Here is a 24,873-nt window from a genome sequence, read left to right on the forward strand (position 1 = left end):
CTTCAAACCCTCAAACCCTGTACTCCGGCCGCTCGGCCAATCCTTCCTTCAAAAAATCCACTAACTTCCTGACCTTCGGCGACAGATGCCGTTGCTGCGGATAAAGCGCCCACACTGCAGTGTTCGGCGGCTGGTGGGCTTCCAGCAGCGAAATCAACGCGCCGCTGCGCAAATGCTCCAGCACATAGTAATCCGGCAACTGACACAACCCGACGCCTTGGAGCGCCGCATCCAGCACCGCTTGGCCACTGTTGCACCGCCAGTTTCCCTGGACCCGCTGGGAAAATTCCTTGCCGTTCTGCTCCAGCTGCCACACATCTGTGCTGCCAATGAGGCAATTGTGCCGATTCAATTCCGACAAGCTATGTGGCCGGCCGTACCGTTCCAGGTAGGACGGCGACGCGCACAGGTACATGCGCCTTGGTGCGAGACGCGTCGCCACGAGTCTTGAGTCCTGTAAGCGCCCCAAACGGACCGCCAGGTCCAGACCTTCATGCACCAGATCGAGCTGACGGTTGCTCAGCTCGATATCAATTCGCAGCTGCGGATACAGGCCCATGAAGAGGGTCACCAGTGGCACGATGAACCGTTCGCCATACGCCACGGCACAGGTCATGCGCAGCATCCCTTTGGGCTCGCTGGTCAGGTCGCCGACTGCGCGCAAGGCTTCATCGCGACCATCCTGCAGTCGCTGGCAGTGCTGCAAAAATGTTTGTCCGGCTTCCGTGAGTGCCACGCGACGGGTGCTGCGATACAACAATCGCGTCTGAAGACGCTCTTCAAGGCGTACGATCTGGCGACTGATGTGCGAGGAAGAGACGCCAAGGCGCTCTGCGGCTGCGGTGAATTGGCTGCACTCAGCCACCGCGACAAACTCGTCGATCCCTTCCCAGCGATTTTCAGACATCAAGGATTATCCCTGTATGGCAATAATGTTTTGCTTTCATCTCGATTATTCATATTAAGGCGCTGTATTACACTGAATGTCTTGTTTTTATTCTGCTGGAGATCCCCATGATCAAGTCGCGCGCCGCCGTTGCCTTCGAGGCCAGGAAACCTCTCGAGATCGTCGAAGTCGATGTCGCCATGCCCAAGGCCGGTGAAGTCTTGCTGCGTGTGGTGGCTTCCGGTGTCTGCCATACCGATGCCTACACCCTGTCCGGTGCTGATCCGGAAGGCATCTTCCCGTCGATCCTCGGTCACGAAGGCGGCGCGGTGGTCGAGGCGATCGGCGAAGGCGTGACCTCCGTGGCCGTTGGCGATCACGTGATTCCGCTGTACACCCCGGAATGCCGTCAGTGCAAATTCTGCCTGTCGGGCAAGACCAACCTGTGTCAGGCGATTCGTTCGACTCAGGGCAAAGGCCTGATGCCGGACGGAACTACGCGTTTTTCCTACAAAGGTCAGTCGATTTTCCACTACATGGGTACCTCGACGTTCTCCGAATACACGGTGCTGCCGGAAATTTCCGTCGCCAAAATCCAGAAAGAAGCGCCGCTGGAGAAAGTCTGTCTGTTGGGCTGCGGTGTGACCACCGGTATCGGCGCGGTACTCAACACCGCCAAGGTGAAACCCGGTGACTCCGTGGCGATTTTCGGCCTCGGCGGCATCGGTTTGTCAGCGGTCATCGGCGCAGTCAAAGCCAAGGCTGCGCGGATCATTGCCATCGACATCAACCCGGCCAAGTTCGAGATTGCCAAGCAGTTGGGTGCAACCGATTGTGTGAACCCGAAAGACTTCGATCGCCCGATCCAGGAAGTCATCGTCGACATGACCGATGGCGGTGTCGACTTTTCCTTCGAATGCATCGGCAATGTCCAGTTGATGCGCGCCGCACTTGAGTGCTGCCACAAAGGTTGGGGCGAGTCGGTGATCATCGGCGTCGCCGGTGCCGGTCAGGAAATCGCCACCCGGCCATTCCAGCTGGTCACCGGCCGCGTCTGGCGCGGTTCGGCGTTTGGCGGCGTGCGTGGGCGCACCGAGTTGCCAAGCTATGTCGACATGGCTGAAACCGGTGAAATCCCGCTGGATACTTTCATCACCCACACGATGGGTCTGGAAGATATCAACAAGGCGTTTGACCTGATGCACGAAGGCAAAAGCATCCGTTCCGTCATTCATTTCTAAGAGAAAGCGGCAAGCTGCAAGCGACAAGCTGCAAGGGGGCACGGTGCTTCTCCTGCAGCTTGAAGCTTGGGGCTTGTAGCTGAGGAAGCCCATGAGCCTGGAAAATATCTCCTGCCAGAAAAGTTTTGGCGGTTGGCACAAGCGTTATCGCCATCGCTCAGAAGTGCTCGGTTGCGACATGGTGTTCGCCGTGTACCTGCCGCCGCAAGCAGAGCAGGGCGGCAAACTGCCGGTGCTGTACTGGTTGTCGGGGCTGACCTGCACCGACGAAAATTTCATGCACAAGGCCGGCGCAATGCGCATGGCCGCCGAGCTCGGGTTGATCATTGTTGCGCCGGACACCAGCCCTCGCGGCCCCGACGTGCCGGATGATCCGGATGGCGCCTGGGACTTCGGTCTTGGGGCGGGGTTTTATCTGAATGCCACGCAGGAACCGTGGTCGCGGCACTATCGGATGCACGACTACGTGGTGCAGGAATTGCCGGCATTGGTCGAAGCCCATTTCCCGGCGTCCGACAGGCGTGGCATCAGTGGGCATTCCATGGGCGGCCATGGCGCGCTGGTGTGTGCTTTGCGCAACCCAGGGCGTTATCAATCGGTGTCGGCGTTTTCGCCGATCAACAACCCGATGGATTGCCCTTGGGGCCAAAAGGCTTTTTCCCGCTACTTGGGAGAAGACCGTTCCAAGTGGCGCGAATGGGATGCCTGTGCATTGATTGCCGACGCTGACGAGAAGCTGCCGCTGCTAATCGACCAGGGTGATCGCGATGATTTCCTCGCAACCCAGCTCAAGCCCGAAGCTTTGCAGCAGGCGGCGAAACAGGCCGGGCATTCGCTGACGTTGCGCCTGCAACCGGGCTACGACCATAGCTATTTCTTTATCGCCAGTTTCATCGACGACCACTTGCAGCATCATGGACGCGCTCTAGGCCTCTAATGCAGGTAGAATCACGCCCTGACAAAAATCGGGGCGTTTTTTTATGCGTATTGGCCACGGCTATGATGTGCACCGTTTCGCTGAAGGCGATTTCATTACCCTGGGCGGCGTGCGTATCGCACACGGCTTCGGGCTGCTCGCTCATTCCGACGGTGACGTCCTGCTGCACGCCTTGAGCGATGCCTTGCTCGGCGCGGCCGCGTTGGGTGATATCGGCAAACACTTCCCGGACACCGACCCGACATTCAAGGGCGCCGACAGCCGCGTGCTGTTGCGCCATGTTGTCGCGCTGATTCACGCCAAAGGCTGGAAAGTCGGCAACGTCGACAACACCATCGTCGCCCAGGCGCCGAAAATGGCCCCGCATATCGAATCGATGCGCGCGCTGATTGCCGCGGATCTTCAAGTTGAGTTGGATCAAGTGAACGTGAAAGCTACCACCACCGAGAAGCTTGGTTTTGTAGGCCGCGAAGAGGGCATTGCCGTGCATTCCGTTGCCTTGTTGCTGCGCGCATGAATGAATCGCAATTGCTTGGTCCGCGGGCCTACGGTGAGGCACTTGGCACCGCGGTGTTGAAAGCCACCGCGGAAGATTTTCAAGTCGACGAGGTGCTCGACATTCCGCTGAGTGGCGATGGCGAGCACTTGTGGATCTGGGTGGAGAAACGCGGGCTGAATACCGAAGAAGCTGCACGGCGCATTGCTAAAGCGGCGGGCGTTCCGTTGCGTACGGTCAGTTATGCGGGGCTCAAGGATCGCCAGGCGCTCACGCGTCAGTGGTTCAGCGTGCAATTGCCGGGCAAGGCCGATCCGGATCTGGCGGCGGCGGGAAACGACACGCTGAAAATTCTCAAGACCGGTCGGCACAGACGCAAGCTGCAGCGGGGCGCGCATTCGGCCAACGGTTTCACCTTGCGATTGACGCAATTTGCCGGCGACAAAGTGGCGATTGAAGAACGTCTGCAATTGATCGCTACCCAAGGTATTCCCAATTATTTCGGCGCTCAACGTTTTGGCTTTGACGGCGGTAATGTGGTCGACGCCCGGGCGTGGGCTGCGCGCAAGGCATTGCCGGAGCAGCGCAATGTGCGCTCGCGTCTGCTTTCCACGGCGCGCAGTTTCCTGTTCAACCAGGTGTTGGCCGCACGTGTTGCCGATGGCACCTGGCAGCGTGCCCAACCAGGCGACCTGCTGGCCTTCACCGACAGCCGCAGTTTTTTCCCGGCCGGTGAGGCCGAGTGCAGCGACCCGCGTCTGGCGATTCTCGACCTGCATCCGACCGGCCCGCAGTGGGGCGAAGGTGACTCGCCGGCCATGGGCGCTGTCCATGAGTTGGAGCAGGCGATCGCCGCGCGCGAAGCTGACCTTCGCGATTGGTTGATCAACGCCGGTATGAGCCACGAACGTCGCATCCTGCGACTGCCCATTGCCGGGTTGACGTGGCATTATCCCGAGCCTGACATTCTGCAACTGGAATTCGTCCTGCCGGCCGGATGCTTTGCCACCGTATTGGTGCGCGAACTTGTCGATCTGGTGCCGGTGGGGCAGACGGACAGCCCATGCGTATTCTGATTTCTAACGACGATGGGGTAGCCGCACCCGGTCTCGCCGCGCTTCATGCTGCGCTGGCGGATTACACCGAGTGCGTGGTTATCGCCCCGGACCAGGACAAAAGTGGCGCCAGCAGTTCGCTGACGCTCGACCGTCCGTTGCACCCGCAAATCCTTGCCAACGGCTTCATCAGCCTGAATGGCACGCCGACCGATTGCGTGCATCTGGGGCTCAACGGGTTGCTGGAAGCGGTGCCCGATATGGTGGTTTCCGGGATCAACCTCGGCGCCAACCTGGGTGACGACGTGCTCTATTCCGGTACCGTAGCGGCGGCCCTTGAAGGGCGCTTTCTCGAGCGTCCCTCGTTTGCTTTTTCGTTGGTCTCGCGTCAGGTCGACAACCTTTCCACGGCCGCCTATTTTGCGCGCAAACTCGTGGAGGCTCACGCCGACCTCGATCTGCCACCGCGTACGGTGCTGAACGTGAATATTCCCAATCTGCCGCTGGATCATATCCGCGGGATCCAGTTGACCCGTTTAGGTCATCGCGCCCGCGCCGCGGCCCCGATGAAGGTGGTCGATCCTCGCGGCAAATCCGGCTACTGGATCGCCGCTGCGGGCGACGCCGAAGACGGCGGCCCGGGCACCGATTTCCATGCAGTGATGCAGGGTTATGTATCGATTACACCCTTGCAGCTGGATCGCACCTTCAATGATGCTTTCGGAAGTCTCGACGGCTGGCTGGAGGGACTTCGATAATGGCTCGTGAACAAGACCACATGTTGCATCGCGGCATCGGGATGACCTCCCAAAGAACCCGCGAGCGGTTGATTCAGCGGTTGTACGAGGAAGGCATTTGCAACGCCAAGGTGCTGGAAGTCATCCGCCGGACGCCGCGTCATCTGTTCGTCGACGAAGCGCTTGCGCATCGCGCCTACGAAGATACGGCGTTGCCGATCGGCAACAACCAGACAATTTCCCAGCCGTACATGGTGGCCCGCATGAGTGAGCTGCTACTGGAAGCAGGTCCGCTGGACAAGGTGATGGAAATTGGCACGGGTTCGGGTTATCAGACCGCTATCCTGTCGCAACTGGTGGAGCGGGTATTTTCGGTCGAGCGCATTAAGGTCTTGCAGGACCGGGCCAAGGAACGGATGGTCAATCTGAACCTGCGCAATGTGGTGTTTCGTTGGGGGGACGGCTGGGAAGGGTGGCCGGCACTCGCGCCCTATAACGGCATCATCGTGACCGCTGTGGCGACCGACGTGCCGCAGGCATTGCTCGATCAGCTGGCGCCCGGAGGGCGGCTCGTCATCCCGGTTGGGGCTGGTGAGGTTCAGCAACTGATGCTGATCATCCGAGAAGAGCACGGTTTTTCCCGGCGAATCCTTGGCTCCGTGCGATTCGTCCCTTTACTGAATGGGCCTCTGGCCTGAGCTTTTGTTACTACACGCTGAATTCTCTTGATTCGGCTTTGTCTTACAGCGGCGCTGGTCAGTTAAACGGATTGGATCGTCGGGGCGCAAACGTGTGCTCTGCGCGATTATAAGTAGAGGCTGCACAGCCCGTTACACTTGCAACACTTCATGCCGAATTTCGGCAAGCCTATTTTCAGCCACCACAAAGGGAGCGGCGGGTGAGTCTCACAGTCATTGCGCAGCGAATGGGTACAACGAGCTTTCAGCGCCTGGTGACTGGCCTTGTCTTGAGCACCTTGCTGGTTGGTTGTTCCAGCAACAAATCCAGCGACGTGCGCGTCGTTGATCGCAATAAAGCCGCGGCTCAGCGCCCGGCAGTGACCACGGGTCAGTATGTGGTTCGACCGAAAGACACTTTGTTCTCGATCGCTTTCCGCTACGGCTGGGACTACAAGGCACTGGCGGCCCGAAACAATATTCCAGCGCCGTACACGATCCGTCCGGGTCAGACAATTCGCTTCGATGGACGTACCGGTTCAACGCCAACAACGGTGACCACTTCAACAACTTCAACACCCTCATCGTCGAGTAAAACCACGGTATTTCGACGTCCAGCCGCAGGTGCGACAGGGGGCGCTGCGGTGGTTGTACCGTCCGTCGCAAACAAACCGTCCGCGGCGCCCATGCCTCCTGCGGGCCCGGCCCCGACCGGCTGGGGGTGGCCTTCTAATGGCATTCTGATTGGAAAATTCTCTTCAAACGGCAGTTTGAATAAAGGAATTGATATCGCCGGAGATTTGGGACAGCCTGTTTTAGCTGCGTCTGATGGGACGGTCGTATACGCCGGGAGTGGCTTAAGGGGCTACGGCGAATTAGTCATCATTAAACACAGCGATACCTACGTCAGTGCCTACGGACATAACCGCAGGCTGTTGGTTCGGGAGGGGCAGCAGGTCAAGGTCGGGCAAACAATTGCCGAAATGGGGTCAACGGGTACAGACCGGGTGAAACTGCATTTTGAGATTCGCCGACAAGGTAAACCTGTAGATCCGCTGCAATTCCTGCCGCGTCGTTGATTGCTTTCCAGCCTGTTCCGTCGCGTAGAGGGGACAGGCTCCAGCGTTGCCAAGGATTGAGGCGTCGCTTGAGCTTGAGGTCGAACTCACCAAAGGACTATAACAATGGCTCTCAGTAAAGAAGTGCCGGAGTTTGACATCGACGATGAGGTTCTCCTCATGGAGACCGGTATCGGTACGGATTCGATGTTGAATGATGAAGGGGCTGCTACACCTTCCGTTCGTGCCAAAGCCAAAAACTCAACTTCGTTGAAGCAACACAAATACATTGATTACACGCGCGCGCTCGACGCTACGCAGCTGTATCTCAATGAAATCGGCTTTTCCCCGCTCCTGTCCCCAGAAGAAGAAGTTCACTTTGCGCGCTTGTCGCAAAGTGGCGATCCGGCCGGGCGCAAACGCATGATCGAAAGCAACCTGCGGCTGGTGGTGAAAATTGCCAGACGTTATGTCAACCGCGGGCTGTCGCTGCTGGATCTCATCGAGGAGGGGAACCTCGGACTGATCCGGGCGGTTGAAAAATTCGATCCTGAACGTGGCTTCCGCTTCTCGACCTACGCGACATGGTGGATTCGTCAGACCATCGAGCGGGCGATCATGAATCAGACCCGGACGATCAGGTTGCCGATCCATGTGGTCAAAGAGCTTAACGTGTACCTGCGGGCGGCACGCGAGCTGACGCAGAAACTCGATCACGAACCCTCCCCTGAAGAAATCGCCAATCTGCTGGAAAAGCCGGTTGCGGAGGTCAAACGTATGCTCGGCCTGAACGAGCGGGTTTCCTCAGTCGACGTCTCGCTGGGTCCGGATTCGGATAAAACCTTGCTGGACACCCTTACCGATGACCGTCCTACCGATCCATGCGAGTTGCTGCAGGACGACGACTTGTCGCAGAGCATCGATCAATGGCTTTCGGAATTGACCGACAAGCAACGCGAAGTGGTGGTTCGCCGGTTCGGTCTGCGCGGCCACGAGAGCAGCACGCTTGAGGATGTAGGCCTGGAAATCGGTCTGACCCGCGAGCGAGTCAGACAGATTCAGGTTGAGGGGCTCAAACGCCTTCGCGAAATTCTCGAGAAGAATGGTTTGTCGAGCGAGTCGCTGTTTCAATAAACGCACTCGGCAAATTACAAAAAGCCCCGATTGGTTCGGGGCTTTTTGTTTCCTGACATTCCCTTCATTGAGTTTGGGATTTGTAGCCTCAAAGTGTAAGCCTCGGCTTACTCTTGCGTAGGTGTTCATTAACTTTCCACTTGGGTGCATGGCCATTGTGCAGAATGGCTCTTGGTCAACTCGATGATTTCTCTCGTTATTTTTGAATTGCCGCGGGCTACTGCCTGCGATTTCGGGTCGAGCCTACCCAATTGCTCTTGTCTGGAAACCCTCTAGTATCCAGGTTGTGCCGACGGACAGGCACGACCTTCAGGGATGAGGGGAAGGACATTGCAGGAAGCAATTCATCAGGACGATGAAAAGGAATACAGGGAATAGGGAAAATGTGGGCGGGTCAAACCGCCCCTTTTTTTGCCTGCAGAAAAGCAAAAAGGCCCGCAAGGGGCCTTTTCCGGTGCGCGATGATCAGCGTTCGAGGTGTTCGATCTTGCCGGGTTTGCCATCCCAGGCCGCGGATTCCGGCAACGGCTCTTTTCGCTCAGTGATGTTTGGCCATATCTCGGCCAATTCCACGTTCAACTGTATGAAGTTCTCCATGCCTGCAGGAACCTCATCTTCGGAGAAGATCGCCACGGCAGGGCATTCGGGTTCGCACAGTGCGCAGTCGATGCACTCATCCGGGTGAATCACCAGGAAGTTCGGGCCTTCGTAAAAGCAGTCCACCGGACAGACTTCTACGCAGTCGGTGTACTTGCACTTGATGCAGTTGTCGGTGACGACGAAGGTCATTCTAATTCTCTCCTCAGGCGGCGGCAGCGGAGCCCCTTCACGTTGGGGTCGCCGGGTTTGGGAGCGATAGTCTGCAAGCCAGGCTGTAGCCTGCAGCATCCCAAACCGCGCGAGATTCTAACAGCTTGCAGGCAAGTGCGTTAGATCCGTGTCTTTAGTGTATAGAGCATTTCTAACGCGCGTCGTGGCGTCATGTCATCCAGATCAAGTTTGGCCAGGTCATCCAGCACCGGGTGCGGCAAGCTGGCGAACATGTCGCTCTGCTGGGGCGCGGCCGGTTTGCCTTTGATTGGCTTGGGGACGTCATGCGGCAGCGCCGTCGCTTCCAGCCGACCGAGATGCTCGCGGGCACGCACGATCACTTCGCTCGGCACACCGGCCAGTTGCGCCACCGCCAGACCGTAACTTTGGCTGGCCGGCCCCGGCAATACGTGATGAAGGAAGACAATGCGCTCGTTGTGCTCGGTCGCATTGAGGTGCACGTTGGCTACCAGCGGCTGGGCTTCCGGCAATACCGTCAGTTCGAAGTAGTGAGTGGCGAACAGCGTATAGGCGCGCAAATGTGCCAGACGTTCTGCCGCCGCCCAGGCCAGGGACAGGCCGTCGAACGTGCTGGTGCCGCGGCCGACTTCGTCCATCAGCACCAGACTGCGCTCGGTAGCATTGTGCAGAATGTTCGCAGTTTCGCTCATTTCGACCATGAACGTCGAGCGCCCGCCCGCGAGGTCGTCACTGGAACCGATCCGCGTGAAGATCCGGTCGACCAGCGACAGCTCGCAACTTGCCGCCGGGACAAAGCTGCCGATGTGCGCGAGCAGTACGATCAACGCCGTCTGGCGCATATAGGTGGATTTACCGCCCATGTTCGGCCCGGTGATCACCAGCATCCGAGTGTTGTCGTCGAGGTTCAAATCATTGGCCACGAACGGCGTGGTCAGCACTTGCTCGACCACCGGGTGGCGGCCCTGGCTGATGCGCATGCACGGTTCGTCGACGAAGCGCGGGCAGTTCAGGTCCAGGTTCAGGGCGCGTTCGGCAAGGTTGCTCAGCACGTCCAGCTCGGCCAATGCAGCAGCGGTGTCCTGCAATGGAGGTAATTGGGCGATCAGGTCTTCGAGCAGCGCCTCATACAACATCTTCTCGCGGGCCAGCGCCCGGCTTTTGGCCGACAGGGCTTTGTCCTCGAACGCTTTCAGTTCCGGCGTGATGAAGCGCTCGGCACCTTTGAGTGTTTGCCGACGAATATAGTCAGCCGGGGCCGATTCGGCTTGTTTGCTCGGCAGCTCAATGAAGTAACCGTGAATGCGGTTGTAGCCGACCTTCAAATGCGACAGGCCGGTGCGCGCTTTCTCGCGTGCCTCCAGATCAATGAGGAATTGTCCGGCGTTTTCGCTCAACGATTGCAGGTCATCCAGCTCGCTGTCGTAACCGGTTTTCAACACGCCGCCATCGCGGATCACCGCTGGCGGGTTGTCGACGATGGCTTTTTCCAGCAGCGCCGCGAGTTCCGGGTAGGTGCTGGTGGTGGCCGCCAATTGGATGATGTGCGGGGCTTCCAGCTCGGTCATCGCCTGTTGCAATTCCGGCAGCGCGCCCAGGGCATCGCGCAGTCGCGCAAGGTCCCGCGGGCGGGCGTTGCGCAAACCGATCCGCGCCAGAATCCGCTCGATGTCACCAATCTCCTTGAGCTGCGGTTGCAGCTTTTCGAATCGATAGCGATCGAGCAGGCAGGTGATCGAGGTTTGCCTGGCCAGCAGCACCGAGAGATCGCGCAGCGGTCGGTTCAGCCAGCGGGTGAGCAGACGACTGCCCATGGCGGTCTGGCAGCGATCGACTACCGATTGCAGCGTATTGTCGCGGCCACCGGCCAGATTGGTGTCCAGCTCCAGGTTGCGACGACTCGCGCCGTCCAGCACCACAGTGTCGTCCAGCCGTTCATGGCGCAGGCTGCGCAAATGGGGAAGGGCGGTGCGCTGGGTTTCCTTGGCGTAACTGAGCAGGCAACCGGCGGCACCGATGGCCAGAGTCAGATTCTCGCAACCGAAGCCTTTCAGGTCTTGCGTCGAAAACTGCTGGCAGAGACTTTTCAACGCCGAGTCGCGCTCGAAATCCCACGGCGCACGACGCCGAACCCCACGGCGTTTTTCCGCGGGCAGATCCTTTGGCCAGTCATCCGGGATCATCAACTCCACTGGATTGACCCGCTCCAGTTCCGCCAGCAGGTTTTCCCAACCCTTGATCTCCAGCACCGTGAAGTTGCCGCTGGTAATGTCCAGCACCGCCAGACCGAACAGGCGCTCGTCACCCAGCACCGCTGCAATCAGGTTATCGCGACGTTCGTCGAGCAAGGCTTCATCACTGACCGTACCCGGCGTGATGATTCGCACCACCTGACGATCAACCGGTCCTTTACTGGTCGCCGGATCGCCGACCTGCTCACAGATCACCACCGACTCGCCGAGCTTGACCAGTTTCGCCAGGTAACCTTCAGCAGCGTGGTAAGGAATCCCACACATGGGAATCGCCTGACCGGCAGATTGCCCGCGAGCGGTCAGGGTGATGTCCAGCAATTTGGCGGCTTTCTTCGCGTCTTCGTAGAAAATTTCGTAGAAATCACCCATGCGGTAGAACATCAACTGGTCGGGATGCTGGTTTTTCAGGCGCCAGTACTGCTGCATCATTGGGGTGTGAGAGGACAGATCGGAAAGTGCTTTATTCATCGGATATCAGGCAATTCGTTGAAAGGTGTAGGGCAAAGGAGGGGCGTCGGCCCGGCTTTTCCGCGATGGGCGCAAGGTTACCATGGGCAGTCGAAGTGACGCAGGCATCAAAGCTTGCCAAGCGCACAGGCGCGGTTGAAGTGAGACCTGATGATGCGGCTGATGGGTCATAACCCTCGGTTTTTGCGGTTTCTGCACCCCGCGTTTTTCCCGCTAACATTTTGAGTCGGCCCTGTGCCTTGCAAGCGCCCTATGCTCGTGTACGGTAGTTCTCATTCTGCTCGCTCAGGAGATGACCGTGAAAGAAATCACCCAGCTCGCCGCTGAACTTGGCAGACGCCTGCAGGTTCTCAATGCTCATGTCACCGCCGCAGAGTCGTGCACCGGTGGCGGGATCTCGGAAGCGATTACCCGCATTCCGGGAAGTTCGGCATGGTTTGAAGCCGGGTATGTCACGTATTCCAACCGTCAGAAGGCCGAGCAACTGAATGTCCCGACCGAGTTGTTCGCGACGGTCGGAGCGGTCAGTTGCGAGGTGGTGGAGGCCATGGTGCGGGGCGCCCAGGAGAAAAGCCGTGCGCATTTCGCCGTGGCCGTCAGCGGTGTCGCCGGCCCGGATGGAGGTTCGCCAAACAAACCGGTGGGCACCGTCTGGCTGGCATGGGGCGTGGGCGAGCGGGTTTTCAGCGAGGTTCAGCATTTCCCCGGTAACCGCGACGAAGTTCGCCGACAAACGGTGAAGGCCGCGCTAGAGGGGCTGCTGCGCCACGCCGCGGGAGAAATCTCAAATCAGGGGTAGGCGATCTTGAAGTGCTGTGGAATAATACTGTCTACTTATACAGGTGTTGGCCGTCAGGCCTTATTGATTACGTGAGGACTTTAATGGACGACAACAAGAAGAAAGCCTTGGCTGCGGCCCTGGGTCAGATCGAACGTCAATTCGGCAAAGGTGCCGTAATGCGTATGGGCGATCAGGACCGTCAGGCGATCCCATCCATCTCTACTGGCTCTCTGGGTCTGGACATTGCGCTGGGCATTGGCGGTCTGCCAAAAGGCCGTATCGTCGAAATCTACGGTCCTGAATCCTCCGGTAAAACCACGCTGACACTGTCCGTGATCGCCCAGGCTCAAAAAGCCGGCGCGACCTGCGCATTCGTCGACGCTGAACATGCCCTCGACCCGGAGTACGCCGGCAAACTCGGCGTAAACGTTGATGACCTGCTGGTTTCTCAGCCGGACACCGGCGAGCAAGCCCTGGAAATCACCGATATGCTGGTGCGTTCCAATGCGGTTGACGTGATTATTGTCGACTCCGTGGCGGCGCTTGTGCCCAAGGCTGAAATCGAAGGCGAAATGGGCGACATGCACGTCGGCCTGCAGGCTCGTCTGATGTCTCAGGCGTTGCGCAAGATCACCGGTAACATCAAGAACGCCAACTGCCTGGTTATCTTCATCAACCAGATCCGCATGAAAATCGGCGTGATGTTCGGCAGCCCGGAAACCACCACCGGTGGTAACGCGCTGAAGTTCTACGCCTCGGTTCGTCTGGACATCCGCCGTACAGGTGCGGTGAAAGAAGGTGACGAAGTCGTTGGTAGCGAAACCCGCGTCAAGGTTGTGAAGAACAAGGTGGCTTCGCCATTCCGTCAGGCTGAATTCCAGATTCTTTACGGCAAGGGCATCTACCTCAATGGCGAGATGATCGACCTTGGGGTCCTGCATGGTTTCGTTGAGAAGTCTGGTGCCTGGTACGCCTATAACGGTACCAAGATCGGTCAGGGCAAGGCCAACTCGGCCAAGTACCTGGCGGATAATCCGGATATTGCCGCGACGCTTGAGAAGCAGCTGCGCGACAAGCTGTTGACTCCTGCGCCGGACGTTAAAGCATCGGCAGACCGAGTGAAAGCTGATGACCTGGTTGACGTGGATGTTTGATTGATCCAATGACCGCCGTACTCGATACACCCGTCGCAGTGCGGCGGACCGCAATGGACCTGCTCGCGCGACGCGAGCACGGTCGAGTCGAGCTGACGCGTAAACTTCGTCAGCGCGGCGCACTCCCCGAGATGATCGACGCAGCACTCGACCGTTTGACGGAAGAGGGCTTGCTGTCCGAATCCCGTTACCTCGAAAGCTTCGTCTCCTATCGTGCCCGATCTGGCTATGGTCCCTTGCGTATCCGCGAAGAACTGAGCCAGCGGGGACTGCAGCGTGCGGATATCGAACTCGCGTTACGCGAAAGCGGAATCAACTGGCAGGAACAACTGGACGATACCTGGCGACGCAAATTCTCCGGGCATCTGCCCATAGATGCACGAGAACGTGCCAAACAAGGCCGGTTCCTGAGCTATCGAGGTTATTCCATGGAAATGATCAGCCGCTTGTTCAGCGGTCGAGGCATGGGGGATTAATCAAACGGCCCGCTATTTAAATAGCGGGCCGTTTTTTTTGCTTCACGTGAGGTGTATGGGCTCCCGCGAATGCTGCTGAGCGCCGGGTTTGGCTGTCGCCCAATTCTGCGGCAGGTTGATGAAGTCCACCAGTTCGCGCAGCCGGCCGTGATTGCGAGCGTTGAAGGTGAAGGCCAATCGCGCCAGATGACTGAACTGCTGCTCGTCGTGTTCTTCACCGCTGTAGGCATGCTGGTGGAAGTGATCGCTCAGGCACAGGTCGGCAAAAGCTTCCTGCATCTGCTCAAGCGCATCGTCGCTTAGCTTGTGATTCATGCGAATCACGAATTGATGCTTGAGCCAGCGGCTCGAGTGGAAGTTGCTGTAGAACTGATTGATCTGCTCGACCGCCTCTTCGGCGCTGTAAACCAGACTGACAAGTTTCATGTCGGTCGGCAGGATATAGCGGTTTTCTTCCAGTTGACTGCGAATGAAGTCCAGCGCGCTTTGCCAGAAATTACCGCCAGGGGCATCCAGCAGCACCACCGGCACCAGTGGACTTTTACCGGTCTGAATCAACGTCAATACTTCGAGCGCTTCATCCAGCGTGCCAAAGCCGCCAGGGCAGAGAACCAGCGCATCGGCCTCCTTCACAAAAAACAGTTTACGGGTGAAGAAAAAGTGGAAAGGCAGCAAATTGCTGGTGCCATTGACGGTGGGATTGGCGTGCTGCTCGAACGGCAGAGTAATGTTGAACCCAAGGCTGTGTTCCCGGCCTGCACCTTCGTGGGCCGCGGCCATGATGCCGCCACCGGCACCGGTGATGACCATCAGGTCGGAGCGCGCCAGCGCAGCGCCGAGTTCTCGGGCCATCGCATACAGCGGATGCTCGACTGGTGTTCGGGCCGAGCCGAACACGGTGACCTTGCGCCGACCGCGAAACTTTTCGAGCACGCGGAACGCCTGCTCGAGTTCGCGCAAGGCCTGCAGGGTGATTTTGGCGTTCCAGCGGTTGTGGTCTTCCTGAGCCATGCGCAGCACGGTCAGGATCATGTCGCGGTAGATCGGGATGTTCGGGCTGTTGGGTGAAACAAGCTTGAGTTGTTCTTGGACTCTGCTGATCAGGTCGTGGCCGCTTTCTTCGAAATGACGGCTGAGGAGGTCATTCGGTTGGTAAGGCATTCAACTTCTCCTTCTGCACAAAGCGCTTGGGTCCGACGAGGCAGTCATCGGCGCCGCAATACCTCGTGTATCACTGTCAGGCCAGGTTAGCGCCTGGACGGTTCACTGAGTCGGAACCGGACCCTCTTGCTGATCTTCACTGCGATGATGATTGCGCCACAAAGTCTTTCCTGGCAACTGCTTATTGACTATTTGCAAGGTGGTTTCACCGCTCGTCTGGCGGCAGCCCGCATGCCCCACACTCTGATTTACTGATTGGCAGGCGTAACGCCACATCTATGGGTGCTGCGGCACGCAGGGTACATGCAGTCAAAGGATTTTTTCGCTCAAACGCGGGCGATGAGCAGGGAGCCGAGGTGATGGCCAGAGTCATTCTGGAGATCGATACGCAACTGTATCGACTGCTCAAATCATCAGCCGAGACCAACAATCTGAGTGTTGAAGAGGAGTGTTGCCGACGTCTTGAGGGCCCCGAACGGCATTCCAGATATTTGCAGGCTTTGCTGGCAGAACTGCGCGCCGAAGATGAACAGCGACGCGCCAATGCCCAGTCGCGTTAGTTACTTCTTTTTCGCAGGCGTTGCCTTGGGGCAATCTGATTCCTGATAGCTGGCCGAACCGACCGAACGGTTGGTCTTCACCTCAGTGAAGTCGTAACGCATGACCGCACCTTTGGCCATCAGCTTGCGGAACGACGGGTTGTTGCAAACCGAGGCGCCAAGCTGGAAATACACGGCTTTGGGATCGGCGCGCATCTTGTCGGCATGGCTGCTTTGCACGCTTAGATGATTGATCAGCACGTTACCTTCGGCGGTGTAGCCCTGATCAAGAATGTCTTCATTGATCGCCCGTGGAGTGCCCGCACTGCTTTGTGCGGCGACGTTTCGCAGCTCCCGGTTTAGATTCTGCTCACTCAGGGAAGCAGCCTGAGCGCTGAAAGACGATGCCAGCAAAATGGCAGCGGTGGGAACGATAAGGCGCAGCATGAAACTCTCCAGATTCAGTGACGGGTGCTCAGTGACAGGTTCGACCCCTCACATGACTGTGCGTTCAGTGGCGCCAAATTATAGGGGACGGGGCCTGGACGGTACAGGCTTGCGCCGGCCGCTCTGATAAACTGCCGGCATTTTCCGCCCAGCCGAGTATGTTTTCGTGTCGATTTTCCTTTCCTGCGGGACTTGCCTGCGATGAGCCAGCCTTTTGCATCGAACGCCGTCGCCCGCTTGCGCGATCAGCGCGAGGAAGAGGGCGTCAAGCCCATTCAGGCCCGTGGCTGGAGAGCGCCGCGGTGCCGCGCTTGTCGCGTGATCAAAAGTCATTGCCTGTGCGCCTGGCGTCCGCAGGTCGAGACCCGCGCCGGGGTATGCCTGATCATGACCAACAAGGAAGTGTTCAAGCCCAGCAATACCGGCTGGTTGATTGCCGATGTGGTGCGCGACAACCACGCGTTCATCTGGTCGCGGACAGAAGTCGACTCGCAGTTGCTGGCGTTGCTCGCCGACCCGCAGTGGCAACCCTACCTGGTGTTTCCCGGCGAGTACGTTGCGCCGGAACGAGTGACTCACAGCGTCGACACGGGCAGCACCAGGCGGCCACTGTTCATTCTGCTGGACGCGACCTGGACCGAGGCCCGCAAGATATTTCGCAAGAGCCCTTACTTCGACGCCTTGCCGATTCTCAGCCTGCTACCGGAAAAACTCTCACGCTATCGATTGCGCCGGTCGACCCGCAGCGAACATCTGTGTACCGCGGAAGTGGCCGCGTTATGCCTTGACCTGGCTGGCGACGGTGAGGCGGCCTCGGCTCTTGGCGCTTATTTCGATGTTTTCAGCCAACATTATCTGGATGCCAAACATCAGCTCGATATGGACGTGTCCACCCCGGCGCATGCCGAGCTTAAGCCCTTCGTGCAAAACGCGGCCGCAGCCGTCTGCTGATTGTCGCCCGTACTGCAAAAGTGTGTACCGACCACGTCGCTTGACCACCCCGATTTCGCTGGGCATGCTTGGCGCCGATTAGGGCGCGGCCGAAGTTTGAAACGCCGTTTTTTGACGTGATTGGCGTTGATCGTGCTCTGTTGGTGCAGTTGCGTGGTTGCACCTCCAGTTGTTTGAAAAACAGGATCATTAAAACAATGGCCACATACGACATCCTGATTGCCGATGACCATCCGCTCTTTCGTTCTGCTTTGCATCAGGCGTTAACTTTGGGCCTTGGCCCTGAGGTTCGTTTGGTCGAAGTGGCGAGTATCGCCGAGCTCGAAACCCGTCTGGACGAAAAGGCCGACTGGGATCTGGTCTTGCTGGATTTGAACATGCCCGGCGCGTACGGTTTCTCCGGCCTGGTGCTGTTGCGCGGGCAATACCCGCAAATTCCGGTGGTCATGATTTCGGCTCAGGAGGAGGCGACGATCATGGTGAAGTCTCGCGAGTTCGGGGCCAGCGGTTTCATTCCAAAGTCGAGCGACCTGAGTGTCATTCAAAAAGCCGTGCGGGCAGTGCTCGACGGCGATGTGTTCTGGCCGCCTCAAGCATTTGAAGCCGTCAGTGTTTCCGCCGAAGCGAAAGCCGCCAGTGAAGGACTTGCCAGTCTGACGCCGCAACAGTTTCGAGTATTGACCATGGTCTGTGAAGGTTTGCTGAACAAGCAAATCGCCTATGAGCTGAGTGTTTCCGAAGCGACCATCAAAGCGCACGTCACGGCGATATTTCGCAAGCTGAATGTGCGAACCAGGACCCAGGCTGCTTTACTGTTGCAACAACTTGAGTCAATTTCGAGCCACCAGGCATAGGTGTCTTCACGCTTTTTTGACTCGGGTTGATCTAGTTTTCCCACTCTCTTTTGGTCAGTTGCCCACTCTATGTCTCCTTTTAAAGGCCAGACCGGTCTGAAACGCATCCTCAACGCCTCGGGTTATTCACTGGACGGCCTGCGCGCCGCCTTCATCGGTGAGGCCGCGTTTCGGCAGCTGGTGTTACTCAACGTCGTCTTGATTCCGTTGTCGTTCTTTCTGAATGTCAGCCGCGTCGAGCAGGCGCTGTTGATTGCCGTCTGTCTTTTGGCATTGATTGTCGAGTTGCTCAACTCTGCGGTCGAAGCCGCGATTGACCGCATCTCTCTCGAATTGCACCCACTGTCGAAAAACGCCAAGGACATGGGCAGCGCTGCGCAGTTAGTGGCGTTGACCATGATCGGGCTGGTGTGGGCGGTGATTCTGCTTTAAGCAATATTAGGCAATACGATCTCGTCGCTGCGCTGCACCCCGGCGGTGAAAGCGCGGCACAGGTCGAGGAATTCGCGCATGGCCGACGTCTGATATTTCTGTTTGTGCCAGATGAAATAGAACTGCCGGGCGAGGTCCAGATCCGGTGTCTCCACCGGTACCAGGCTGCCACGACGAAACGCGTCACGCAGCGCCAGCCGCGATATGCAGCCAATCCCCAAGCCTGATTCCACCGCGCGTTTGATCGCTTCGGTGTGCTCCAGCTCAAGACGAATGTTCAACCCGCTGCGGTGATGACGCATGGCCTGGTCGAAGGTCAGTCGCGTGCCAGAGCCTTGTTCGCGCAAAATCCAGGCTTCATGGCTGAGTTCATCCATGGACGCGGTGCCGCGCTTGGCCAGCGGGTGTTGAGGCGCGCAGAACACCACCAGCTCATCCTCGACCCAGCTTTGCACCTCAATGTCCGGGTGGCTGCAATCGCCTTCAATCAGACCCAGATCAATTTCATAGTGAGCGACTTGTTGCACGATGTTGGCGGTGTTCTGCACGTGCAGTTTCACCTGGCTCTCCGGGTGGCGCTGCATGAAGCTGCCGATCAACAAGGTCGCCAGGTAATTGCCGATGGTCAGGGTGGCACCGACTGCCAGCGAACCGAAACCGGACTTGCCATTGAGCAGGTCTTCGATTTCCTTGGCCTGATCGAGCAACGCCACCGCTTGCGGCAACAGCTGTTTACCGAGGGCATTGAGGCTCAGCCGTTTGCCGGCACGGTCAAACAGCTGGCAGCTGGACTGGCGCTCCAGTTCGGTGATCGAGGTACTTGCCGCCGATTGTGAGAGGTTGAGAAAGCCGGCAGCGCGGGATACGCTCTCCTGCTGGGCGACGGCGACGAATACTTGAAGTTGACGGAGAGTGAATCGCATATCTATATAACCGATAACCCTTATCTTAATAATCCATTTAACAGATATTGTTACTGCTATTAGAATGCGATGCAATTGCGCACAACTGTTTATTCCAGCGGCGCCAAGCACGCGCAGACCTAATTCCCAGGAGTCCCACGTACATGAGCAACATGAACCACGAGCGTGTCCTCAGTGTTCACCACTGGAACGACACTCTGTTCAGCTTCAAGTGCACCCGCGATCCGGGCCTGCGCTTCGAGAACGGTCAGTTCGTGATGATCGGCCTGCAACAGCCCAACGGCCGGCCGCTCATGCGCGCTTACTCGATTGCCAGCCCGAACTGGGAAGAGCATCTCGAATTCTTCAGCATCAAGGTGCCTGATGGCCCGCTGACTTCCCAGCTGCAGCATTTGAAGGAAGGCGACGAGATCATCATCAGCAAGAAGCCTACCGGCACCCTGGTGCTGGATGACTTGAAGCCTGGCAAACATTTGTACCTGCTCAGCACCGGTACCGGTCTGGCGCCGTTCATGAGCGTCATCCAGGACCCGGAAACCTACGAGCGTTTCGAAAAAGTGATCCTGTGCCACGGCGTGCGTTACGTCAACGAAGTCGCCTACCGCGAATTCATCACCGAGCACCTGCCGCAGAACGAGTTCTTCGGCGAGTCCCTGCGTGACAAGTTGATCTACTACCCGACCGTGACCCGTGAGCCGTTCGAAAACGAAGGCCGCCTGACCGACCTGATGCGCAGCGGCAAGCTGTTCAGCGACATCGGTCTGCCGCCGATCAACCCGCAGGACGACCGCGCCATGCTGTGTGGCAGCCCGAGCATGCTCGACGAGACCAGCGAAGTGTTGAACAGCTTCGGCCTGAAAGTTTCGCCACGGATGCGCGAGCCGGGTGATTACCTGATCGAGCGAGCGTTCGTCGAGAAGTAAGAAACCGCTGCGCTGCTTTACCTGTGGGAGCGAGCCTGCTCGCGATAACGATATGTCAGCCAACAACACTGTCGACTGATACACCGCTATCGCGAGCGAGCTCGCTCCCACAGTGGTTTGAAGCGTTCAGCCTGTCGCGGGAATGACTTCAAGGACGCGGATCAGACCTGTGTCGGGATAATGCCAGCGCACGTCTACATCCCAGAACTGCGCACCGTATTCGCGCTCAGGGGCCGGCGTTTGATACGCCGGGCGTGGATCTTGGGCCAGACACTGCTCAATCAACTCGACCAAGGGCTCGTCAAGGCGCCGAGCGTGGTCGTGAGCCTGGATTAGCGCCGCATCCGTCCACTGCACGGGAATCAACTGCGGCGCCGCGCTGGCAATGGTATTGGAAGCCGATTCGATGACGTCGGCGTAAGGCACGTAAGGCTTGATGTCGAGAATCGGGGTCCCGTCGAGCAGGTCTATTCCGGATATCCACAGGCGACTGGCTTCGACCTTGTCCAGCCTGACCACGGACTGGCCGATGCCATTGGGTCGGTGCGTTGCTCGGGTGGCAAAAACGCCCATGGACTTGTTGCCGCCCAGGCGAGGAGGGCGGACTTTCAGGCGCGGCTTTTCCTCCAGTGCCTGATGAAACAGGAACAGTAGCCAGACGTGGCTGACCTGCTCCAGGCCTTGCACCGCATCACCTTGATCGAACGGCGGCACCAGTTCCAGCACGCCGCGAGCGGCCGGGGCCAGTTGCGGCTGGCGCGGGATGGCAAACTTCTCCTTGAAGCAGGAGCGAACGAAGCCGATGGGGGAAACGCTGAAAGTCATGGTCTGGAGGTCGAGGCGAGAATCCGGGCGGGCATGATAACCCGCCGGACATCAAATCCGATGGGGCAGGGCCGGTCTCTTCCCGGGCAAGTCGGAACGCCGCCCGCACGCTCCCACAGGGGGCTCGATCGACACACATTTGGGGTGCGCCACAACACCCGTGGCAAGGTTTGCCCGCGAAGGTTTCACCGCAAGTCTCAGAAGCTAAACCCCCCATCCAGCGGGATAACAAGCTACAAGCGAGACTCGATCAGCTTGCAGCTTGCAGCTTTTTTACGCTCTCACTCGCAGAGTGAGCCCCTTGAGGAAGTTGCGCAGCAACTGATCGCCGCACGGGCGATAGTTGGTATGGCCGAACTTGCGGAACAGGGCGCTCAGTTCTGGCTTGGATACCGGGAACTCGGACGCTTTGAGAATGGCGTGCATGTCGTCTTCCTTCAGTTCGAAGGCCACACGCAGTTTTTTCAAAATGATGTTATTGGTCACTGGCGTTTCGATCGGCTGCGGCGGACGGCTTTCGTCCTTGCCACGCTTGAAGATCACCAGGCCATCGAGGAAATGCGCCATGACTTCGTCCGGGCAACGGACGAAGCCTTCCTCGTCTTCCTCTTTCTTGTCGAGGTACGTCAGCAAGTCTTCGAGGCTCACGTCCATGCCGCCGATCTTGATGATCTCGATGACTTTCTTGTCACTGATGTCGAGCATGTAGCGCACGCTGCGCAGTACGTCGTTATGAATCATGGTGTGCAATCCTGATATTCAGCAGTGGGCGCCGCATAAACAACGACGCCAAAAATGGGGGGCGGCGTAAAGTCTTAAAACTTCTCTTTGCCGGACAGGTAGCGCCACTGTCCCAGCGGCACTTTGCCGATGGACACGCCGCCGATACGGATACGGCGGATGGCAACGACCTTCAGGCCAACGGCCTGGCAGAACAAGGCGATGACGCCCGGTTGCGGGTTCTTCATCGCAAAGCGCAGACGGTTTTCGTTCTGCCAGCTGGCCTTGACCGGCGGCAGCTCCTTGCCTTTGTAGGTCAGGCCGTGATTCAGGCGATTGAGACCGTGAGCCACCATCTCACCTTCAACCTCGACCACATATTCTTGCTCGATCTTGGCAGCATCGGCCGTGAGCTTGCGCAGGATCTTCCAGTCCTGGGTGAACACCAGCAAACCGCTGGCTTTGGCCTGCAGGTCAGTGCTGGCGGTCAGGCGCAGGAAGTGACCCTTGAGCGGGCGTTTGCTGAAGCGGTGTTCTTCGCTCAGGGTTTCGGCGCTGATGGCCGCCATTGCCGTGTCCGCATCCATGTTTGCGGGGACGTTGAACAGGATAGTCACCGGCTCCGGTGCAGTGGCCTTGGCTTCAGGATCGAGCTCGACTTTTTGCTTTTCGACCTTGAATTGCGGTTCGTCGATGACTTCACCGTCCACGGTGACCCAGCCGCCCTCGATGAACAGCTCAGCCTCGCGACGGGAACAGCCGACGAGTTCGATGAGGCGTTTGGAGAGACGAATCGGGTCAGTCATGACAGGGCCGTAACAAAAAAGGAGTGAGCATTGTACCTGCCTGGCGCCGGTTAATCGCGGGTCCATTTCATTGGGGCTGATTTTCCTGTGGGGTTGCGTGGTGTCAGCCCTTTCGCGTCAATCGTTCCGCCTGCCGCAACCGCATATGCAGCAATGGATAGGGCTTGCCCATCCCGTCTACTTCAGAGCGCGCGATCACCTCGAAGCCCTGCTTGAGGTAAAACGCCAGTGCCTGGGCGTTCTGTTCGTTAACGTCCAGTTCATCGGCGTTGAACTGCTCCATGGCATAACGCAGCAATTGTTTGCCAATTCCCTGGCCGCGATGCGCCGGATCGATAAAAAGCATTTCAATCTTGCCCGCCGCGACCCCGGCAAACCCGGTAATGCGCTGGCGTGAGTCTTTGGTGCACACCAGCATCACCGCATCAAGGTAGCGGGTCAGCACCAGATTCTTCAGCAGTTCAATGTAGCTGTCCGGCAAAAAGTCATGGGTGGCGCGCACCGAGGCTTCCCATACCCGAGTGAGTTCTTCGTAGTCGCGTTGTCTGGGCGTGTGGATGACCGAATGCAGGCCCATGCCGGGGGCTCCTTGAGTCGTTGATGTGATGCGTCCCTCTCATCCTCAAACGATAGACCTAAAAAAGCCCCGCATGTCGTCAGGAGAGCAGGGCTTTCGTATTTTTTGCGTTTAGATCTGTTCAGCCCACAGGTCGTATTCGTCGGCGTCGGTCACTTTGCACCAGACTTTATCGCCCGGTTTCAGGTTGCTGCCGTTGTCGATGAACACGTTGCCGTCGATTTCCGGGGCATCAAAGAAGCAGCGGCCGACCGCGCCCTGGTCGTCGACTTCATCGACCAGCACTTCGATTTCCCGGCCAATACGCAGTTGCAGACGCGCCGAGCTGATGGCTTGTTGATGCGCCATGAAGCGATCCCAGCGGTCCTGCTTGACGTCGTCCGGCACGATGTCCAGGTCCAGCAGATTGGCCGGCGCGCCTTCGACCGGCGAGTACTGGAAGCAGCCGACGCGGTCAAGCTGGGCTTCCGTCAGCCAGTTCAACAGGTACTGAAAATCTTCTTCGGTTTCGCCCGGGAAGCCGACGATGAAGGTCGAGCGGATGATCAGGTCCGGGCAAATCTCGCGCCAGTTCTTGATGCGCGCCAGGGTCTTGTCTTCGAAGGCCGGGCGTTTCATCGACTTGAGGACTTTCGGGCTGGCGTGCTGGAACGGGATGTCCAGGTACGGCAGGATTTTGCCGGCCGCCATCAGGGGAATCAGCTCGTCAACGTGCGGATACGGGTAAACGTAGTGCAGGCGCACCCAGACGCCGAGCGAGCTCAAGGCTTCGCACAGTTCGGTCATGCGGGTTTTCACCGGCGCGCCGTTCCAGAAACCGGTGCGGTACTTCACATCGACGCCGTAGGCGCTGGTGTCTTGCGAAATCACCAACAGCTCTTTGACGCCGGCCTTGACCAGGCGTTGTGCCTCGTCGAGCACGTCACCGACCGGACGACTGACCAGTTTGCCGCGCATCGACGGGATGATGCAGAAGCTGCAGCTGTGGTTGCAGCCTTCGGAGATCTTCAGATAGGCGTAGTGGCGCGGAGTCAGTTTGACCCCTTGCGGCGGCACCAGATCGATCAGCGGGTTGTGGTCCTGACGCGGCGGCACGGCGTCATGCACGGCATTGACCACTTGCTCGTACTGCTGCGGACCGGTCACGGACAGCACGCTGGGGTGAATCTTGCGAATGTTGCCTTCTTCCACACCCATGCAACCGGTGACGATGACCTTGCCGTTTTCCTTGATCGCTTCGCCAATCACTTCCAGCGACTCGGCCTTGGCCGAATCGATGAAACCGCAGGTGTTGACCACCACGACGTCCGCGTCCTGATACGTGGACACGACGTCATAGCCTTCCATGCGCAGCTGGGTAAGGATGCGCTCGGAGTCGACCAGTGCTTTGGGGCAACCCAGGGATACGAAGCCAACCTTTGGATTGGCCGGCGCAGGAGTGGTGGACATGTCTAACCTCGGTATTTGTGACGCCTCGTGCCACAAACGGGCAAGACGACAATCGGACGCCTTGTAGCGTCTCTGATCAAAAAGTGCGCAATTCTAGCGATGAGGCGCGCACTTGACCAGCTTTA

General features: G+C 58.3%; 27 protein-coding genes. 16 read left to right on the forward strand and 11 right to left on the reverse strand.

What is annotated here, in order from left to right:
• Positions 1–10: 10 nt before the first annotated feature.
• Positions 11–907: a LysR substrate-binding domain-containing protein gene (locus ACYZT1_RS06270; protein ID WP_462018161.1), complete on the reverse strand. Its 897-nt coding sequence runs from the start codon at positions 905–907 to the stop codon at positions 11–13.
• Between the two features lie 107 nt (positions 908–1,014).
• Here ACYZT1_RS06270 and ACYZT1_RS06275 point away from each other — a divergent pair, with 107 nt between their 5' ends.
• The 8 genes from ACYZT1_RS06275 (at position 1,015) to rpoS (ending at position 8,221) form a co-directional block, all read left to right on the forward strand.
• Positions 1,015–2,127, forward strand: a complete 1,113-nt coding sequence (locus tag ACYZT1_RS06275) for an S-(hydroxymethyl)glutathione dehydrogenase/class III alcohol dehydrogenase (protein WP_462018162.1) — start codon at positions 1,015–1,017, stop codon at positions 2,125–2,127.
• 91 nt (positions 2,128–2,218) lie between these two features.
• On the forward strand, positions 2,219–3,064 hold the full coding sequence (fghA, locus tag ACYZT1_RS06280; protein WP_462018163.1) for an S-formylglutathione hydrolase: 846 nt from the start codon (positions 2,219–2,221) through the stop codon (positions 3,062–3,064).
• A gap of 43 nt (positions 3,065–3,107) precedes the next feature.
• On the forward strand, positions 3,108–3,581 hold the full coding sequence (ispF, locus tag ACYZT1_RS06285; protein ID WP_010462780.1) for a 2-C-methyl-D-erythritol 2,4-cyclodiphosphate synthase: 474 nt from the start codon (positions 3,108–3,110) through the stop codon (positions 3,579–3,581).
• On the forward strand, positions 3,578–4,636 hold the full coding sequence (gene truD, locus ACYZT1_RS06290; RefSeq protein ID WP_462018164.1) for a tRNA pseudouridine(13) synthase TruD: 1,059 nt from the start codon (positions 3,578–3,580) through the stop codon (positions 4,634–4,636). The genes ispF and truD overlap by 4 nt, the downstream gene beginning before the upstream one ends.
• Positions 4,624–5,373: a 5'/3'-nucleotidase SurE gene (gene surE / locus ACYZT1_RS06295; RefSeq protein ID WP_462018165.1), complete on the forward strand. Its 750-nt coding sequence runs from the start codon at positions 4,624–4,626 to the stop codon at positions 5,371–5,373. Before truD ends, surE begins: the two co-directional genes overlap by 13 nt.
• Positions 5,374–5,414: 41 nt before the next feature.
• Positions 5,415–6,050, forward strand: a complete 636-nt coding sequence (locus tag ACYZT1_RS06300; RefSeq protein ID WP_462019198.1) for a protein-L-isoaspartate(D-aspartate) O-methyltransferase — start codon at positions 5,415–5,417, stop codon at positions 6,048–6,050.
• 200 nt (positions 6,051–6,250) lie between these two features.
• Positions 6,251–7,108 (forward strand): peptidoglycan DD-metalloendopeptidase family protein, encoded by an 858-nt coding sequence (locus tag ACYZT1_RS06305; protein WP_462018166.1) that lies wholly within the window; start codon positions 6,251–6,253, stop codon positions 7,106–7,108.
• A 105-nt stretch (positions 7,109–7,213) separates the two neighbouring features.
• Complete coding sequence (gene rpoS / locus ACYZT1_RS06310; RefSeq protein ID WP_462018167.1) at positions 7,214–8,221, forward strand: RNA polymerase sigma factor RpoS; 1,008 nt, start codon at positions 7,214–7,216, stop codon at positions 8,219–8,221.
• A 465-nt stretch (positions 8,222–8,686) separates the two neighbouring features.
• Here rpoS and fdxA read toward each other — a convergent pair whose 3' ends face one another.
• Both fdxA and mutS read right to left on the reverse strand, forming a co-directional pair.
• A complete protein-coding gene (gene fdxA, locus ACYZT1_RS06315; protein WP_462018168.1) occupies positions 8,687–9,010 on the reverse strand; it encodes a ferredoxin FdxA in 324 nt (107 codons plus the stop codon).
• Positions 9,011–9,150: 140 nt separating this feature from the next.
• Complete coding sequence (gene mutS / locus ACYZT1_RS06320; RefSeq protein ID WP_462018169.1) at positions 9,151–11,730, reverse strand: DNA mismatch repair protein MutS; 2,580 nt, start codon at positions 11,728–11,730, stop codon at positions 9,151–9,153.
• 298 nt (positions 11,731–12,028) lie between these two features.
• Here mutS and ACYZT1_RS06325 point away from each other — a divergent pair, with 298 nt between their 5' ends.
• From ACYZT1_RS06325 to recX, 3 genes are all read left to right on the forward strand, one after another.
• A complete protein-coding gene (locus tag ACYZT1_RS06325) occupies positions 12,029–12,529 on the forward strand; it encodes a CinA family protein (RefSeq protein WP_462018170.1) in 501 nt (166 codons plus the stop codon).
• An 83-nt stretch (positions 12,530–12,612) separates the two neighbouring features.
• The gene (recA, locus tag ACYZT1_RS06330; RefSeq protein WP_462018171.1) at positions 12,613–13,665 is read left to right on the forward strand and encodes a recombinase RecA; all 1,053 of its coding nucleotides are present in this window, start codon (positions 12,613–12,615) and stop codon (positions 13,663–13,665) included.
• Between the two features lie 8 nt (positions 13,666–13,673).
• The gene (gene recX, locus ACYZT1_RS06335) at positions 13,674–14,141 is read left to right on the forward strand and encodes a recombination regulator RecX (RefSeq protein WP_462018172.1); all 468 of its coding nucleotides are present in this window, start codon (positions 13,674–13,676) and stop codon (positions 14,139–14,141) included.
• Positions 14,142–14,183: 42 nt separating this feature from the next.
• Here recX and ACYZT1_RS06340 read toward each other — a convergent pair whose 3' ends face one another.
• On the reverse strand, positions 14,184–15,302 hold the full coding sequence (locus ACYZT1_RS06340) for an LOG family protein (RefSeq protein ID WP_462018173.1): 1,119 nt from the start codon (positions 15,300–15,302) through the stop codon (positions 14,184–14,186).
• A 359-nt stretch (positions 15,303–15,661) separates the two neighbouring features.
• Here ACYZT1_RS06340 and ACYZT1_RS06345 point away from each other — a divergent pair, with 359 nt between their 5' ends.
• Positions 15,662–15,862, forward strand: coding sequence for a hypothetical protein (locus tag ACYZT1_RS06345; protein WP_462018174.1), 201 nt, complete (start codon positions 15,662–15,664; stop codon positions 15,860–15,862).
• Here ACYZT1_RS06345 and ACYZT1_RS06350 read toward each other — a convergent pair whose 3' ends face one another.
• A complete protein-coding gene (locus tag ACYZT1_RS06350) occupies positions 15,863–16,288 on the reverse strand; it encodes a PA3611 family quorum-sensing-regulated virulence factor (RefSeq protein WP_028622520.1) in 426 nt (141 codons plus the stop codon).
• A gap of 201 nt (positions 16,289–16,489) precedes the next feature.
• Between ACYZT1_RS06350 and ACYZT1_RS06355 the strand changes: the two genes are divergently transcribed.
• The 3 genes from ACYZT1_RS06355 (at position 16,490) to ACYZT1_RS06365 (ending at position 18,525) form a co-directional block, all read left to right on the forward strand.
• Positions 16,490–17,239: a tRNA-uridine aminocarboxypropyltransferase gene (locus ACYZT1_RS06355; protein WP_462018175.1), complete on the forward strand. Its 750-nt coding sequence runs from the start codon at positions 16,490–16,492 to the stop codon at positions 17,237–17,239.
• A 197-nt stretch (positions 17,240–17,436) separates the two neighbouring features.
• Entirely contained in the window at positions 17,437–18,093 is a 657-nt protein-coding gene (erdR, locus tag ACYZT1_RS06360) for a response regulator transcription factor ErdR (protein ID WP_462018176.1), read from the forward strand.
• A gap of 69 nt (positions 18,094–18,162) precedes the next feature.
• Positions 18,163–18,525, forward strand: coding sequence for a diacylglycerol kinase (locus ACYZT1_RS06365; protein ID WP_462018177.1), 363 nt, complete (start codon positions 18,163–18,165; stop codon positions 18,523–18,525).
• On the opposite strand, the gene ACYZT1_RS06370 is transcribed toward ACYZT1_RS06365, so the two are convergent.
• A complete protein-coding gene (locus tag ACYZT1_RS06370) occupies positions 18,522–19,448 on the reverse strand; it encodes a LysR family transcriptional regulator (RefSeq protein ID WP_462018178.1) in 927 nt (308 codons plus the stop codon). The genes ACYZT1_RS06365 and ACYZT1_RS06370 overlap by 4 nt on opposite strands.
• Before the next feature lie 143 nt (positions 19,449–19,591).
• Between ACYZT1_RS06370 and fpr the strand changes: the two genes are divergently transcribed.
• Positions 19,592–20,371, forward strand: a complete 780-nt coding sequence (gene fpr / locus ACYZT1_RS06375) for a ferredoxin-NADP reductase (RefSeq protein ID WP_007947184.1) — start codon at positions 19,592–19,594, stop codon at positions 20,369–20,371.
• A 126-nt stretch (positions 20,372–20,497) separates the two neighbouring features.
• Here fpr and tsaA read toward each other — a convergent pair whose 3' ends face one another.
• The 5 genes from tsaA to rimO form a co-directional block, all read right to left on the reverse strand.
• On the reverse strand, positions 20,498–21,196 hold the full coding sequence (tsaA, locus tag ACYZT1_RS06380; protein WP_462018179.1) for a tRNA (N6-threonylcarbamoyladenosine(37)-N6)-methyltransferase TrmO: 699 nt from the start codon (positions 21,194–21,196) through the stop codon (positions 20,498–20,500).
• 273 nt (positions 21,197–21,469) lie between these two features.
• Positions 21,470–21,937, reverse strand: a complete 468-nt coding sequence (locus ACYZT1_RS06385; protein ID WP_462018180.1) for a YehS family protein — start codon at positions 21,935–21,937, stop codon at positions 21,470–21,472.
• A gap of 74 nt (positions 21,938–22,011) precedes the next feature.
• Positions 22,012–22,722, reverse strand: coding sequence for an rRNA pseudouridine synthase (locus ACYZT1_RS06390; protein ID WP_462018181.1), 711 nt, complete (start codon positions 22,720–22,722; stop codon positions 22,012–22,014).
• A gap of 103 nt (positions 22,723–22,825) precedes the next feature.
• Positions 22,826–23,299: a GNAT family N-acetyltransferase gene (locus ACYZT1_RS06395; protein ID WP_462018182.1), complete on the reverse strand. Its 474-nt coding sequence runs from the start codon at positions 23,297–23,299 to the stop codon at positions 22,826–22,828.
• Between the two features lie 111 nt (positions 23,300–23,410).
• Positions 23,411–24,748: a 30S ribosomal protein S12 methylthiotransferase RimO gene (rimO, locus tag ACYZT1_RS06400; RefSeq protein WP_462018183.1), complete on the reverse strand. Its 1,338-nt coding sequence runs from the start codon at positions 24,746–24,748 to the stop codon at positions 23,411–23,413.
• Positions 24,749–24,873: the final 125 nt, after the last annotated feature.

The organism is Pseudomonas sp. PB3P13, assembly GCF_054897735.1.